Origin of the sequence: Streptomyces sp. KPB2 (assembly GCF_003950055.1) — a bacterium.
GTDB lineage: Bacteria > Actinomycetota > Actinomycetes > Streptomycetales > Streptomycetaceae > Streptomyces > Streptomyces salinarius.
In genome coordinates this window covers 2464363-2479266 of record NZ_CP034353.1, presented here as the reverse complement: position 1 = coordinate 2479266, position 14904 = coordinate 2464363, and the positions used below count along the sequence as shown (strand labels likewise).

General features: G+C 72.2%; 13 protein-coding genes. 12 read left to right on the top strand and 1 reads right to left on the bottom strand.

The window, feature by feature from the left end; translation table 11 throughout:
- Positions 1–5: 5 nt before the first annotated feature.
- The gene (gene ligA, locus D1J63_RS10615) at positions 6–2213 is read left to right on the top strand and encodes an NAD-dependent DNA ligase LigA (protein WP_125628696.1); all 2208 of its coding nucleotides are present in this window, start codon (positions 6–8) and stop codon (positions 2211–2213) included.
- A 256-nt stretch (positions 2214–2469) separates the two neighbouring features.
- On the top strand, positions 2470–4698 hold the full coding sequence (gene rmdB / locus D1J63_RS10610) for a cyclic Di-GMP phosphodiesterase RmdB (protein ID WP_125628695.1): 2229 nt from the start codon (positions 2470–2472) through the stop codon (positions 4696–4698).
- A gap of 808 nt (positions 4699–5506) precedes the next feature.
- Here the strand turns inward: rmdB and D1J63_RS10605 are convergent.
- A complete protein-coding gene (locus D1J63_RS10605; RefSeq protein ID WP_125628694.1) occupies positions 5507–6097 on the bottom strand; it encodes a TetR/AcrR family transcriptional regulator in 591 nt (196 codons plus the stop codon).
- An 85-nt stretch (positions 6098–6182) separates the two neighbouring features.
- Here D1J63_RS10605 and D1J63_RS10600 point away from each other — a divergent pair, with 85 nt between their 5' ends.
- The 10 genes from D1J63_RS10600 (at position 6183) to D1J63_RS10555 (ending at position 14880) form a co-directional block, all read left to right on the top strand.
- A complete protein-coding gene (locus D1J63_RS10600; protein ID WP_125628693.1) occupies positions 6183–6554 on the top strand; it encodes a DUF4267 domain-containing protein in 372 nt (123 codons plus the stop codon).
- A gap of 55 nt (positions 6555–6609) precedes the next feature.
- Positions 6610–7128: a cupin domain-containing protein gene (locus tag D1J63_RS10595; protein WP_125628692.1), complete on the top strand. Its 519-nt coding sequence runs from the start codon at positions 6610–6612 to the stop codon at positions 7126–7128.
- Positions 7129–7246: 118 nt separating this feature from the next.
- Positions 7247–7543, top strand: coding sequence for an Asp-tRNA(Asn)/Glu-tRNA(Gln) amidotransferase subunit GatC (gene gatC / locus D1J63_RS10590; protein ID WP_003973500.1), 297 nt, complete (start codon positions 7247–7249; stop codon positions 7541–7543).
- Positions 7544–7546: 3 nt separating this feature from the next.
- The gene (gatA, locus tag D1J63_RS10585) at positions 7547–9040 is read left to right on the top strand and encodes an Asp-tRNA(Asn)/Glu-tRNA(Gln) amidotransferase subunit GatA (protein WP_102932641.1); all 1494 of its coding nucleotides are present in this window, start codon (positions 7547–7549) and stop codon (positions 9038–9040) included.
- Positions 9037–9276 (top strand): hypothetical protein, encoded by a 240-nt coding sequence (locus tag D1J63_RS10580; RefSeq protein WP_030188427.1) that lies wholly within the window; start codon positions 9037–9039, stop codon positions 9274–9276. The genes gatA and D1J63_RS10580 overlap by 4 nt, the downstream gene beginning before the upstream one ends.
- Before the next feature lie 15 nt (positions 9277–9291).
- Positions 9292–10806 (top strand): Asp-tRNA(Asn)/Glu-tRNA(Gln) amidotransferase subunit GatB, encoded by a 1515-nt coding sequence (gene gatB, locus D1J63_RS10575; protein ID WP_102932642.1) that lies wholly within the window; start codon positions 9292–9294, stop codon positions 10804–10806.
- 249 nt (positions 10807–11055) lie between these two features.
- Positions 11056–13308, top strand: coding sequence for an MMPL family transporter (locus D1J63_RS10570; protein WP_125628691.1), 2253 nt, complete (start codon positions 11056–11058; stop codon positions 13306–13308).
- Positions 13286–13870: a GNAT family protein gene (locus D1J63_RS10565; RefSeq protein ID WP_125628690.1), complete on the top strand. Its 585-nt coding sequence runs from the start codon at positions 13286–13288 to the stop codon at positions 13868–13870. Before D1J63_RS10570 ends, D1J63_RS10565 begins: the two co-directional genes overlap by 23 nt.
- Before the next feature lie 35 nt (positions 13871–13905).
- Positions 13906–14499 (top strand): hypothetical protein, encoded by a 594-nt coding sequence (locus D1J63_RS10560; RefSeq protein ID WP_125628689.1) that lies wholly within the window; start codon positions 13906–13908, stop codon positions 14497–14499.
- A gap of 195 nt (positions 14500–14694) precedes the next feature.
- Entirely contained in the window at positions 14695–14880 is a 186-nt protein-coding gene (locus D1J63_RS10555) for a hypothetical protein (protein WP_102932646.1), read from the top strand.
- The last annotated feature ends 24 nt before the right edge of the window (positions 14881–14904 follow it).

Below are 14904 nucleotides of genomic sequence, written 5' to 3'. Positions count from 1 at the left end.
ATACGGTGGCCGGCGACAAGCAGGGCGACAAGCAGGCGGAGACGACCAGCGTGCCCGCCGAGGCGCGGGAGCGGCACATGCGGCTCGCCGAGCAGATCGAGGAGCACCGCTTCCGGTACTACGTGAACGACGCCCCCGTCGTCAGCGACGCGGAGTTCGACCGGCTGCTGCGCACCTTGGAGGAGCTGGAGGAGCGGCACCCGGAGCTGCGCACCCCGGAGTCCCCGACCCAGAAGGTCGCCGGTTCCTACGAGACCGAGTTCACGGCGGTGCAGCACCCCACGCGGATGCTCTCCCTGGACAACACCTTCAACGACGACGAGCTGGCCGCCTGGTTCGACCGCATCGCCCGGGAGCTGGGCGAGCAGGAGTACCACTTCCTGTGCGAGCTGAAGGTCGACGGACTCGCCGTCAACCTCACCTACGAGCGCGGCCGTCTCGTCCGCGCCGCCACCCGCGGCGACGGCCGCACCGGCGAGGACATCACACCCAACGTCCGCACCATCGCCGAGATCCCCGAGCGCCTGGCCGGCGACAAGGTCCCCGACCTGGTGGAGATCCGCGGCGAGGTCTACTTCCCGATGGAGAAGTTCCAGGAGCTCAACACCCGGCTGAACGAGGCGGGGGACAAGCCCTTCGCCAACGCGCGCAACGCGGCGGCCGGTTCGCTGCGCCAGAAGGACCCGCGCGTCACCGCCTCCCGCCCGCTGCACATGGTCGTCCACGGCATCGGCATCCTGGAGGGCTACAAGGGCATGACCCGCCTCTCCCAGGCGTACGACCTGCTCAAGACCTGGGGCCTGCCCACCTCCCCGCACAACAGGGTGGTCGACGGCCTGGACGGCGTACGGGACTTCATCGCCTACTACGGCGAGAACCGCCACTCCGTCGCGCACGAGATCGACGGTGTCGTCGTCAAGCTCGACGAGATCCGGCTCCAGGGCCGGCTCGGCTCCACGGCCCGCGCACCCCGCTGGGCCATCGCCTACAAGTACGCGCCGGAGGAGGTCAACACCAAGCTCGTCGACATCAAGGTGGGCGTCGGCCGCACCGGCCGCGTCACGCCGTACGCGCAGGTCGAGCCGGTGACGGTGGCCGGCAGCGAGGTGGAGTTCGCCACCCTGCACAACCAGGAGGTCGTCAAGGCCAAGGGCGTGCTCATCGGCGACACCGTGGTGCTGCGCAAGGCCGGTGACGTCATCCCCGAGATCCTCGGGCCGGTCGCCGACCTCAGGGACGGCAGCGAGCGGGAGTTCGTGATGCCGGCGAAGTGCCCCGAGTGCGGGACGCCGCTGCGGGCCATGAAGGAGGGCGACATCGACCTCCGCTGCCCCAACGCCCGCGCCTGCCCGGCCCAGTTGCGCGAGCGCGTCGCCTACCTCGCCGGCCGGGAGTGCCTGGACATCGAGCACTTCGGCGGCGTCGTCGCGGCCGCGCTGACCGGGCCGCTGGAGCCGTCCGAGCCCCCGCTGGTGGACGAGGGCGACCTCTTCGACCTCACCCTCGAGAAACTGCTGCCCATCAAGGCGTACGTCCTCGACCCGGACAGCGGGCTGCCCAAGCGCGATCCCGAGACCGGCGAGGAGAAGATCGCCACGGTCTTCGCCAACAAGGCGGGCGAGCCGAAGAAGAACACCCTCGCGCTGCTCCAGCACATCGAAGAGGCCAAGACCCGCCCGCTGGCCCGCTTCATCAACGGCCTCTCCATCCGGTACGTCGGACCGGTCGCCGCCCAGGCCCTGGCCCGCGAGTTCCGCTCCATCGACCGCATCGAGCAGGCCACCGAGGAGGAGCTGGCGCGCCCGGACGGGGTCGGCGACATCATCGCCGCCGCCGTCAAGGAGTGGTTCGCCGTGGACTGGCACCGCGAGATCGTCCGCAAGTGGAAGGCGGCCGGGGTTCTGCTGGAGGACCGGTCGACGGGGGAGGACGAGGGCCCGCGCCCGCTCGAAGGCCTCACCGTCGTCGTCACCGGAACCCTGGAGAACTTCACCCGGGACGCGGCCAAGGAGGCCCTCCAGAACAGGGGCGCGAAAGTGACCGGATCCGTGTCCAAGAAGACGTCGTTCGTCGTGGTCGGTGACAACCCCGGTTCGAAGTACGACAAGGCGATGCAACTGAAGGTTCCGGTTCTGGACGAGGACGGTTTCACCGTGCTTCTCGAACAAGGAGCCGAAGCGGCGGCGGATGTCGCGCTTTCGGCTGAGGAATAGCGGTTGAAGGCCACCCGATCGGCGCATATCAGATGCATACGGGTGGCCGGGTGGCATTCGGGCAACCGTCGACGACCAGTGCCCCTGGAAGCCTTCCGCGGCCTACTGTTGAGGTGTGCGCCCGCCGTACCCAGCTGCGGTCGGGGCACCCCCTGCCCCGAGTGACAGGGGAAGGGGTCTCCCAGGCGGAGCCGTTGAAGGTGGTCGAGGCGGGGGCCGCGTGGCGTGGGCACCGCCGGCTGTGAGAGGGACGGGAATGGAACCGACCGAGAGCGCCGCCGCGGGCTCACGGCTGCGCCTGCGTCGCATGGTGGGCGCGTCGCACGTGAGCCGGTGGCTCGGGCAACGCGATGGCGGCGCCCCGCCTCCCACGACGGGCACCCGTGTGCCCCAGGCCACCGGCCACACCACGGGACACCTGCACGGCCCGGCCGACGCGGACGCCGAACGGCACCTGTCCTGGCCCGCGTTGCCCGCGGCGATCGTCGCGACCGCCGCCTTCGTGCTGGGCGCCGGCTTCTACCGGGCGTTCAGCGACGGCCACGCCCTCTTCCCGTCCGGCACCGTCGGCTGGTCGCTGGCCGTGCTGTCCGGCATCGTCGTCGGCCACCTGGTCATGCTCGGCCGCTCCCGCTGGTGGGGCGGCACCGGCTCGGGCGCCGCCCTCACCCTCGCGGTCCTGCTGCTGTACGGCTGGATTCCGGCCGGCATGGTCAGTCTCACCGTCGTCGTCCTGGTCGGCATAGCCCGCCGGGGCCGCTGGCGGCAGGGCGTCCTGCACGGCGCGGTGGACATCCTCGGCATCGCCGCGGGTGCCCTGCTCCTCGGCGTCTGCGGCTCCGTACCGTCCGTCGAGCACCCCTGGGACCCCGGCACCTGGGGGGTGTACGCGGCGCCCAAGGTGGTGCTCGTCGCCGTCGCCTACCTCGCCGTCACCCGCGCCCTGCTGTGGTACCTGCAGACCCCGCGCCCCGGTCTGCCCACCGCCGCCCGCACCGCCCTGGTCCGACAGGGCCTGGTCGCCGTCGCCCTGCTCGGCATCGCCCCGCTGGTCTGCGTCGTCGCCGTCGCCAAGCCGCTGCTGTTGCCGCTGTTCGCCATCCCGCTCATCGCGCTCGACTCCACGCTGTGGATCGCCCGCGCCCGCGCCGAGGAGCAGCTGCGCGACCCGCTCACCGGCCTGCCCAACCGGCAGTGGCTCCTGGAGCGCACCTGGAGCGCGCTGGACGACGCCGAACGCATCGGCGCCCGGGCCGCCCTGATGCTGATCGACCTCGACCGTTTCCGGTCGGTCAACGACACACTCGGACACCTCGCGGGCGACCGGCTGCTGCTGCAGACCGCCGACCGGCTGCGGCAGGCCCTGCCCCGCGGGGCGGAGGCCGCGCGGCTCGGCGGCGACGAGTTCGCCGTCTTACTGCCGGTCGCCGACTCCACCACGTCGGCGACCCGGGTCGCCCGGAGCCTCGTGTCCGCGCTCAGTTCACCGATGGACCTGGACGGACTCACCCTGGTCCTGGAAGCCAGCGCCGGCGTCGCCGTCTTCCCGGACCACGCGCTGGACGCCGAAGGGCTGCTGCGCCGCGCGGACGTGGCGATGTACCAGGCGAAGCGGGACCGCACCGGCGTGGAGGTCTACGAGTCCAAGCGGGACTCCAACACGCCGGACCGGCTCGGCCTCCTCGGCGATCTGCGCCGGGCCCTGGACGCCCACGAGGTCGAGCTGCACTACCAGCCCAAGGTCCGCTTCGACGGACAGGTGGCGGGCCTGGAGGCCTTGGTGCGCTGGGTGCACCCCGAGCGCGGCAAGGTGCCGCCGGACGAGTTCATAGCCATCGCCGAGTCCTCCGGGCTCATGCCCCACCTCACCGAGTACGTACTGGAGACGGCGCTCGGGCAGGTCGCCCGCTGGCGCGCCCAGGGCCTCTTCGTACCGGTCGCGGTCAACGTCTCCCCGCGCGACGTGCACACCCCCGGTTTCGCGGGCTCGGTGGCCGCCCGGCTCGCCCGGCACGGCGTTCCCGCGGGAGCGCTCCAACTCGAGATCACGGAACACGTCCTGCTCGAGGACCCGCAGCGCGCGGCCGACACCCTCAACGCCCTGACCGGGCACGGCGTCAAGATGTCCCTCGACGACTTCGGCACCGGCTACTCCTCCCTCGTCCACCTGCGCAGGCTCCCCGTCAGCGAGCTGAAGATCGACCGCTCGTTCGTCGCCCGGCTGGCCATCGACAACGAGGACGCCGAGATCGTGCGCTGCACCGTCGACCTCGCCCACTCCCTCGGCCTGCTCGTCGTCGCCGAGGGCGTGGAGGACGACGAGACCTGGGAGCGGCTGCGGGACCTGCGCTGCGACGCCGTACAGGGCTGGCTGGTCGCCGCCGCGATGCCCCCGGAGGAGACGACCGCCTGGCTGCTCGCCCGCGGTTCAAGGGGCTGGGTCCGGGCCGCCGCCGCACTGCCCGCGGCGGCGAGCGACGAGTGACCTGAGCGCCCCGAGCGCCTGAGCGCCGTCGCCCGAGGCGCCCTGCCCGCCCGCTCGCCGGTGCCGCCGCCCACCGGCACGGCTTCGCGGAACCGACGCGCCGCTGCTTCCGCGCCGCCCGGCCCGGTCCTTTCGCCCGGCCCGGTCCGGACAAACGCCCGGCCCGGACAAGCGCCCGGCCCGGACGAGCCGCCCGGCCCGGGCCAGCCGCCCACCGGCACGGCTTGGCGGGGCCGACGCGCCGCTGCTTCCGCGCCGCCCGGCCCGGTCCTTTCGCCCGGCCCGGTCCGGGCAAGCGCCCGGCTCGGGCAAGCGCCCGGCTCGGGCAAGCGCCCGGCTCGGGCAAGCGCCCGGCTCGGGCAAGCGCTCGGCCCGGACGAGCTGCTCGGCCCGGACGAGCCGCCCGGCCCGGACGAGCCGCCCCGCCCGGACGAGCCGCCCGGCCCGGGCCGGCTGCCCACCGGGACGGACTGGCGGGGCCGACGCGCCGCTGCTTCCGCGCCGCCCGGTCCGGTCCTTTCGTCCGGCCCGGCCCGGGCCGGCGCGCCCGCGCGCTCGCCAGGGGCGGACGCTTCGCCGTTCCCGCGTGGCCCGGACCGCCTCGTCCGGGCCCGCGCGCCACCCGCCAAGAAGAGTGCCGACGGCCTGCTGCCGCCCCGTACCCGGCTTCCGGTCCCAGGCGCGCACCGCGCGGCCGGCCCGGCACCTCCCGGGCCGCCTGTCGAGCGGCCCGGGACCGCTCTCCCCGGTCCGGCCCGCCCGCTCGGCCGGCCGGTTCGGGCCGCTCCGCCCGCCCCCGGCGGTCCGTTCAGGCCGTCGGGTCCTGCGGTGCGAACCGCTCGATCAGCAGGGCGAGGCGGCGGTCGTGGGCCTGCTCGGGCAGGCGTCCGCTGCGCATCAGCGTCACCAGGCCGTGCAGTCCCGCCCAGAACGTCTCCGTGAGCAGCGCCAGGTCCTCGCCCTCGCGGGCGAACGGTTCGACGGCCCGCAGCAGCTCGCCGAAGGCCTCCTGAAGCGGCGCCGGTGCCTCGGGCGTGGCGAACGGCAGGTCGACCAGGTACGTGAACATCGCGTCGTAGAGCGCGGGCCGCCGCCGTCCGAAGTCCGTGTACGCCCGGCCGACCGCCGCGATCCGCCCGTACGCGCCCGCCTCCGACGCGGTCGAGGCCCGCAGATCGGCCGTCAGCTCCTCGCAGCCCCGCACCGCGACCGCCGCCATGATCGCGCCCTTGCCCTTGAAGTGGCTGTACAGGACGGGCTGGCTGTACTCGATCTCGGCGGCCAGCCGGCGGGTGGTGACCGCGTCCCAGCCTTCCGCCTCGGCCAGGTCCCGCGCGGCCGTCACGATCAACCGCTCGCGTTCCGCTCGTTCGCGCTCCCGGCGCGTCTGAATCGACATGACCGAGATGCTAGCAGCGCTAGCCATGCTGTCGCCGCTCTGCTAGCGTCGTTCTTGTCCCTAGCGCTGCTAGCAAGGAGAAGCCGTGACCGTCACCGCGTACACCCTGGCCGTCGTGCTCAACCTGTTCTGCCTGTTCCTGGGGTACCGCTTCCTGTTCCAGTCCGGCCCGGCCGCCGCCGGCTACGGCGTCCCGGCCGACCCCGGCGGCGACGCCTCCGCCTACCTGACGATCAAGGGCGTCAGGGACGGTGCGCTCGGCGTGGTGGGGCTGGTGCTGCTCGCCTTCGCCGGTGCCCGGCCCGAGGCGTGGTTCATGCTCTGCGTCGCCCTGATCCCGCTCGCCGACACGCTCATAGTGCTGCGTCACGGGGGTACGAAAGCGGTGGCTTTCGGGATCCACTTCGCCACCGCGGTCGTTGTCCTGATCAGTGCCGGACTGCTCTTCGCGGTCTGAGCGCGCCCGGTGCACCCGGTACGTCCGTCCGCGGTTCCACCCAGGAGGTTCGAGAATGTCGCTGTTCGTTCCGAAGTTCGACGAGTCCGTGGTGGTCCGCGAGGCCGAGGCCGAGGTCGTCGGCCGCGCGCCCGCCACCGTGCGCCTGCTGGCCGACAGCAGCTCCACCGGCGGCGCCCTGACCACCCAGCGCGTCACCCTCGCCGCGGGCGCGGACGGTGCCAAGCCGCACTGGCACGACAACTCCGCCGAGATGTTCTTCCTCCTCGACGGAGCCGCCGACATCCTCTCCGGCGACGACGTCCTCACCGCCGGCCCCGGCGACCTCGTCGTCGTCCCACCCGGCAAGCCGCACGCCTTCGCCGCCGTGCCCGGAGCCGACGCCGACCTGCTCATCGTCCTCACGCCGGGCGTGGAGCGCTTCGAGTACTTCCGCCACCTCCAGCGCATCGCCCTCGGCGAGGCCACCCGGGAGAGCCTGCTGGAGGTCCAGGAGCTGTACGACAACCACTTCCTGAGCAGCCTCGCCTGGGACGCGCGACGCCGCGCGGGTGCTCCGGGGGAATCCGTTTAACGGCCCGGGGGCCCGGCCCCATAGGATTGGGCCAAACCCATTGGGCCATACCGACCCGGACAAGCGACTTGCCCCGGCCGATTCGCCCCGACCACACACTCACCCAGAGGAACGCTGCATGCCTGGCATCACGCGCGAGGAGGTCGCCCACCTCGCCCGGCTGGCGCGTCTGGAGCTGAAGCCCGAAGAGCTCGAGCACTTCGCGGGACAGCTGGACGACATCATCGGCGCGGTCGCCCGCGTCAGCGAGGTCGCCGACCAAGACGTACCGCCGACCTCGCACCCGCTCCCGCTGACGAACGTCATGCGGCCGGACGAGGTCCGTCCGTCGCTCACGCCCGAGCAGGCGCTCTCCGGCGCCCCGGCCCAGGAGCAGCAGCGTTTCAAGGTGCCGCAGATCCTGGGGGAGGAGTAAGCCATGAGCGACATCATCAGGCTCACCGCGGCCGAGATCGCCGCGAAGATCGCCTCCGGCGAGCTGACCGCCGTCCAGGTCACCGAGGCCCACCTGGCCCGCATCGAGGCCGTCGACGAGAAGGTGCACGCCTTCCTGCACGTCGACCGCGAGGGCGCGCTGGCCCAGGCCCGCGCCGTCGACGAGAAGCGCGAGCGCGGGGAGAAGCTCGGCCCGCTGGCCGGCGTCCCCCTCGCCCTCAAGGACATCTTCACCACCGAGGGCATCCCCACCACCGTCGGCTCGAAGATCCTCGAGGGCTGGATCCCGCCGTACGACGCGACCGTCACCGCGCGCCTCAAGGCCGCCGACGTCGTCATCCTCGGCAAGACCAACATGGACGAGTTCGCCATGGGGTCCTCCACCGAGAACAGCGCCTACGGCCCGACCGGCAACCCCTGGGACCTCACCAAGATCCCCGGCGGCTCCGGCGGCGGTTCCTCCGCGGCCCTCGCCGCCTTCCAGGCCCCGCTCGCCATCGGCACCGACACCGGCGGCTCCATCCGCCAGCCCGCGGCCGTCACCGGCACGGTCGGCGTCAAGCCGACCTACGGCGGCGTCTCCCGCTACGGCATGGTGGCCTTCTCCTCCTCCCTCGACCAGGGCGGCCCCTGCGCCCGCACGGTCCTGGACGCGGCCCTGCTGCACGAGGTGATCGCCGGGCACGACCCGATGGACTCCACCTCCATCGACGCCCCCGTCCCCGCGGTCGTCGAGGCCGCCCGCAACGGCAGCGTCGAGGGCATGCGCGTCGGCGTCGTCAAGCAGTTCCGCGGCGAGGGCTACCAGGCCGGTGTCGTGCAGCGCTTCGACGAGTCCGTCGAGCTGCTGAAGTCGCTGGGCGCCGAGATCGTCGAGCTGGACTGCCCGTCCTTCGACCTCGCGCTCTCCGCGTACTACCTGATCGCCCCGTCCGAGTGCTCCTCCAACCTCGCCCGCTTCGACGGCCTGCGCTACGGCGCCCGCGTCGGCGACGACGGCACGCACTCCGCCGAGGAGGTCACCTCCCTGACCCGCGAGGCCGGCTTCGGCCCCGAGGTCAAGCGCCGCATCATGCTCGGCACGTACGCCCTGTCGAGCGGGTACTACGACGCGTACTACGGCAGCGCCCAGAAGGTCCGCACCCTCATCAAGCAGGAGTTCGAGCGGGCCTTCGAGCAGGTCGACGTGATCGTCTCCCCGACGACCCCGACCACCGCCTTCGCGATCGGCGAGCGCGCCGACGACCCGATGGCGATGTACCTGGCCGACCTGTGCACCATCCCCACCAACCTGGCGGGCAACGCGGCCATGTCGCTGCCCTGCGGCCTCGCGCCCGAGGACAACCTGCCGGTGGGTCTGCAGATCATCGCCCCCGCCATGAAGGACGACCGGCTCTACAAGGTCGGCGCCGCCGTCGAGGCCGCCTTCGTGGAAAAGTGGGGCCACCCGCTGATCGAGGAGGCACCGTCGCTGTGAGCGCACTGTCCAAGGCCAAGGGCTTCAAGAAGTCCAAGTCCGGTCTGTACGTCTCGATGGCCACCTCGGCGTTCGGCGCCGTGGGGGTCTACAAGCAGATCAAGAAGGCGCGCGGCGAGAGTGACACGCTGCGGCTGCTCGACGCCGTCGTCACCGGCGCCGCGGTCGTCACCAACCTCGCCATCCTCTACCGCGAGCTGAAGCGCCTCGGCGACGACGACGTCCTGCTGGGCTGAGAGGGAAGTTTCACCGTGACCACCACGACCGACCTGGTGTCGTACGAGGACGCACTCGCGTCGTACGACCCCGTCATGGGCCTTGAGGTCCATGTCGAACTCGGCACCAAGACCAAGATGTTCTGCGGCTGTTCGACCGCGCTCGGTGCCGACCCGAACACCCAGACCTGCCCCGTCTGCCTCGGCATGCCCGGCGCGCTCCCGGTCGTCAACGCGACCGGCGTCGAGTCGGCGATCAAGATCGGTCTCGCGCTGAACTGCGAGATCGCCGAGTGGTGCCGCTTCGCCCGGAAGAACTACTTCTATCCGGACATGCCGAAGAACTTCCAGACCTCCCAGTACGACGAGCCGATCGCCTTCGACGGCTACCTCGACGTGCAGCTGGAGGACGGGGAGACCTTCCGCGTCCAGATCGAGCGCGCCCACATGGAGGAGGACACCGGCAAGTCGCTGCACGTCGGTGGCGCGACGGGCCGCATCCACGGCGCCTCGCACTCCCTGCTCGACTACAACCGCGCCGGCATCCCGCTCATCGAGATCGTCACCAAGCCGATCGAGGGAGCGGGCGAGCGCGCCCCCGAGGTCGCCCGGGCGTACGTCCGTGAGCTGCGCGAGCTCATCCGTGCCCTCGGCGTGTCCGAGGCCCGCATGGAGATGGGCCAGATGCGCTGCGACGTGAACCTGTCGCTGCGCCCGCACGGCACCGAGAAGTTCGGCACCCGCAGCGAGACGAAGAACGTCAACTCGCTGCGCTCCGTCGAGCGCGCCGCCCGCTTCGAGATCCAGCGCCACGCCGCGGTGCTGGGCGGCGGCGGCACGATCATCCAGGAGACCCGCCACTTCCACGAGGACACGGGGTCCACCACCTCGGGCCGCGTGAAGGAGGAGGCCGAGGACTACCGGTACTTCCCGGAGCCCGACCTGGTGCCCGTCGCCCCGTCCCGCGAGTGGGTCGAGGAGATCCGCTCCGCGCTGCCCGAGCTGCCGCTGGTGCGCCGCAACCGGCTCCGCGAGGAGTGGGGCATCTCCGGCAACGACATGCAGTCCATCCTCAACGCCGGAGCCCTGGACCCGATCGTCGCCACCATCGACGCCGGTGCCGACGCGGCCTCCGCCCGCAAGTGGTGGATGGGCGAGCTGGCCCGCAGCGCCAACGAGTCGGGCAAGGCGCTCGACGAGCTGGCGATCACGCCGGTCCAGGTGGCCCGCGTCGCCGAGCTGGTGACCAAGGGCGAGCTGAACGACAAGCTGGCCCGCCAGGTCATCCTCGGCGTCCTCGCCGGTGAGGGCACCCCGGACGAGGTCGTCGACAAGCGCGGCCTGAAGGTCGTCTCCGACGAGGGCGCGCTGACCGCCGCCGTCGACGAGGCCATCGCCGGCAACCCGGGCGTCGCGGACAAGATCCGCGGCGGCAAGGTGGCGGCGGCCGGCGCCCTGGTCGGCGCCGTCATGAAGGCGACCCGCGGCCAGGCGGACGCGGCCCGCGTCAAGGAGCTGATCCTGGAGAAGCTGGGCGTCACCGAAGGCTGACACCCGGTCCACCCGGCCCACAACGAGCCCTGGGGGAACGAGCCGAGCACGGCGAGTTCCCCCAGGGCCGTTGTTGTGAAGAACGACACTAAGTCCGCAAAGGATCTCTTCTGCCTGCAAGAGTGATTCCGCATTGCTCATGCGTTCTTTGCGGACCGTTCACACCATGGACGTCCCTTCCCGGTGTTCCCGGCTTTCCGGGTGTTCCCGGTCAAAGATCGACAATCAGACACCCCTGGGAGCACGTCCGTGGCAGCCCTCGCACGCTGGTGTGTACAGCATCGCCTCGCAGCCGTCCTGCTCTGGCTGCTCGCCTTCGGCGGTGTGGCAACGGCCGCCACGGTCGCCGGCTCCGCGTACTCCAACGACTACGGCATCCCGGACACCGGCTCCGACCGTGCCTACCGGCTGATGGAATCCCGCTTCCCCGACCTCGGCGGCGACAGCGACACCATCGTCTGGCACACCACGACCGGCACCGTCCGCGCCCCCGACGTCGAACAGGCCATGACCCGCACCCTGGACCGCGTCGCGGACCTGCCCGGGGTGGCCGCGGTCACCAACCCGTACCACGACCCCGACTCGCCCCTCGTCAGCGAGAACGCCGACACCGCCTACGCCACCGTCACCTTCGACGCCGCCTCCCAGGACATCGACCCGGACCGGGCCCGGGCCGTGGTCGACACCGCCGAGGCGGCCGAGACCGACGGGCTCCAGGTCGAACTGGGCGGCAGCGCCATAGCGCTCACCGAGTCCGGCGGCAGCCACCTCGCCGAGGCCGTCGGTGTGGCGGTGGCCGCGGTCGTCCTGTTCCTCGCCTTCGGCACCGTCGCCGCGGCCCTGCTGCCCATCGCCACCGCGCTGGTCTCCGTCGGCACCGCCTACGCCGGCATCACCCTGCTCGGTCACGCCATGACCGTCGCCGACTTCGCGCCCATGCTGGGCACCCTCATCGGACTCGGCGTCGGCATCGACTACGCCCTGTTCATCGTCACCAGACACCGGCGCGGACTGAAACGCGGCCTGTCCGTGACGGACGCCGCCGCCGAGGCCGTGGCGACCACCGGACGAGCCGTCGTCTTCGCGGGTGCCACCGTTTGCATCGCCCTGCTCGGCATGCTGATCCTCCGGCTGAGCTTCCTCAACGGCGTCGCCGTCGCCGCCTCGCTGACCGTGATCCTCACCGTCGCGGCCTCCGTGACGCTGCTGCCCGCCCTGCTGTCGTACATCGGCCCGCGCGCCCTGAACCGGCGCGAGCGGCGCCGGCTCGCCGAGCACGGGCCCGAGCCGGAGGTGCCGACCGGGCTCGCCGCCCGCTGGTCCGCCTTCGTCGAGCGCCGGCCCAAGCTGCTCGGCGCCCTCGCCCTCGTCGTCATCACCGTCCTCGCCCTGCCCACCCTCGGCCTGCGCCTGGGCACCTCCGACCAGGGCAACGACCCCAGGGGCACCACCACCCGCCAGGCCTACGACGTCCTCGCCGACGGCTTCGGCCCCGGCGTCAACGGGCCGCTCACCCTGGTCACCGAGGTCCGCGGCGCCGAGGACCGCCTCGCCCTGGACAACCTCGACGCCACCCTGCGCACCACCGAGGGCGTCTCCTCGGTGACCCCGGTGATGTACAACTCCGGCGGCGACGCCGCGTACCTCACCGTCGTACCCGAGTCGGCGCCCCAGTCGCAGCAGACCAGCGACCTGGTCGAGCGGCTGCGCTCCGAGGTGCTGCCGCGGGCCGAGGCCGGGACCGCGCTCGACGTGCACGTGGGCGGGGTGACGGCCGGTTACGACGACTTCGCCGACGTCATCGTCGGCAAGCTGCCCCTCTTCGTCGGCGTCGTCATCGGCCTCGGGTGTCTGCTGCTCCTGCTGGCCTTCCGGTCCGTCGGCATCCCGCTCAAGGCCGCCGCCATGAACGTGGCCGCCGTGGCCGCCGCCTTCGGCGTGGTCGTGGCGATCTTCCAGTGGGGCTGGGGGAGCGAACTGCTCGGCCTCGGCAGCGCGGGGCCGATCGAACCCTTCCTGCCCGTGATCATGGTCTCGGTGCTCTTCGGGCTCTCCATGGACTACCAGGTCTTCCTGGTCAGCCGGATGTACGAGGAGTGGCTGGAGACCGGCGACAACCGCCGCGCCGTCCGGGTCGGGCTCGCGGAGACCGGTCGCGTGATCAACTCCGCGGCCGTCATCATGATCTCGGTCTTCCTCGCCTTCGTCCTCAGCGGCGACCGGGTGATCGCCATGTTCGGCATCGCGCTCGCCGCAGCCGTCGCCCTGGACGCCTTCGTGCTGCGCACCCTCCTGGTGCCCGCCCTGATGCACCTGCTCGGCCGCGCCAACTGGTGGCTGCCGCGCCGCCTGGACGCCCTCCTGCCGCGCATCAGCATCGAGCCGCCCGAGTGCCGGGCCGCCCATGAGAGGCTGGCCGCGGCGACGGACGCCGAAGTGGCGGACGTCCTCGCGGAGGCGGAGGAGGAACGGCAGCGCGATGTACGCGATATCACTGGGTGACGACGGAGCCGAACTGCGACCCCTGGAGACCTGGCACGCCGAGGAGTTCCTGGCCCACCTGGACCGGGGCCGGGAGTTCATCACGCAGCACATCCCCTTCGGCGCGAAGGCGACCGACGTCGACTCCGCCCGCGAGGTGCTCCAGGCCTACGCCGACCGGCACGCCGCCGACAGCGGCTTCCTGCACGGGCTGTGGCTGGACGGCAAACTCGTCGGCGGCCTGCTCTTCCGCGTCTTCGACGCCGCCACCGGCGTCTGCGAGATCGGCTGCTGGCTCGAGCCCGCCGGAACGGGCCGCGGCCTGGTCACCCGCGGCGCCCGCGTGCTCATCGACTGGGCCTTCGACGAGCGCGGCATGCACCGCGTGGAGTGGCACGCCTCCTCGGCGAACACCCCGAGTGTCAACGCCGCGCGGCGACTCGGCATGATGCGTGAGGGCGTGCTGCGCGAGAGCGCCCCCTACCGGGGCGTGCGCCAGGACATCGAGGTGTGGGCGGTGCTCGCACCCGAGTGGCGGGAGGCACGCGAGGCACGCGCGCGTGCCGCTCAAAGGGATCATTAAGGGACCTCTCAGACAGCGTCCGTACGGTGCGAGGCATGGGAACGAAGACAGTGGACGAGACCGGCGTGAAGACCGACGAGCGCAAGACCGACGAGGAAACGAAGGCCGCCGGGTCCGCCGAGGCCGCTGAAGCCACCGAAGCGGCCGGGACCGACGCCCCCGACGGCGCCGGTCCGGAAGCGGACGCCGACGTCACCGGCAAGACCGACGACACCGACGCGACCGGGGCCGGGCCCACCGGCGTGGGCCAGGGTGCGGGCGCCGTCGTCTCCGCGGGACTCGGCATCGTCTCCCTGACCGGCAGCTGGGTCGGCACCGTGGCCTCCGCGCGCGAGTCGCTGATGGGCCAGCTGGAGACCTCCTCGTCCTCGAACGTCGGCACGCTGATCGAGAAGGGCTACGGCAACGCCTGGCAGGCCACCGCGATGTGGGGCGGCGTCTTCGCCCTGGTCGCGCTGATCGTCGGCGTCGTCGTGCTGGCCCGCCCCGCGTTCGGCGCGCCGGGCCGCCCGCAGGCCCCGTGGATCAAGTCGGTCGCCTGGGCGGGCGTCGCGCTCGGCGTCATCGGCCTGCTCCTTGCCGTCCTGAAGTACACGGACGTCCTGCTGGGGCTGCCCTCCACCGGCTGACCAGGCACTTGCGAGGGGTCTTAGGGCAAGCGCACACCCAGTGCGCGCGCCCTAAGACCCCTTACGCATGTCTAAGGCCCCGCGCGGCGCCGAAGATGCGGAACTTGCCCGATGTGGCGACACCCCCTGGGAGACGAAGGTTGAGGCATCGCGAACGAGCGAAGCCGAAACCGGCTCTCACCGAGGGGACACACCATGTACGAGTACGAGATCCAGCAGTACCGCTCCGCCGAGCTGATCCGCCGCGCCGACGAGGCCCGGCTGGCTCGCGAGGTGGTCCGGGCCCGCCGCGCCGCCCGCCGCCGGGAACGCCAGGGCGCCGCCGAGGCCGAGAGCCATACGCCGCGACAGCGCCGGCCCCGGTTCGCCCGGGTCGCGTGAACGGGGGAGCCGGGGAGGGAGGCC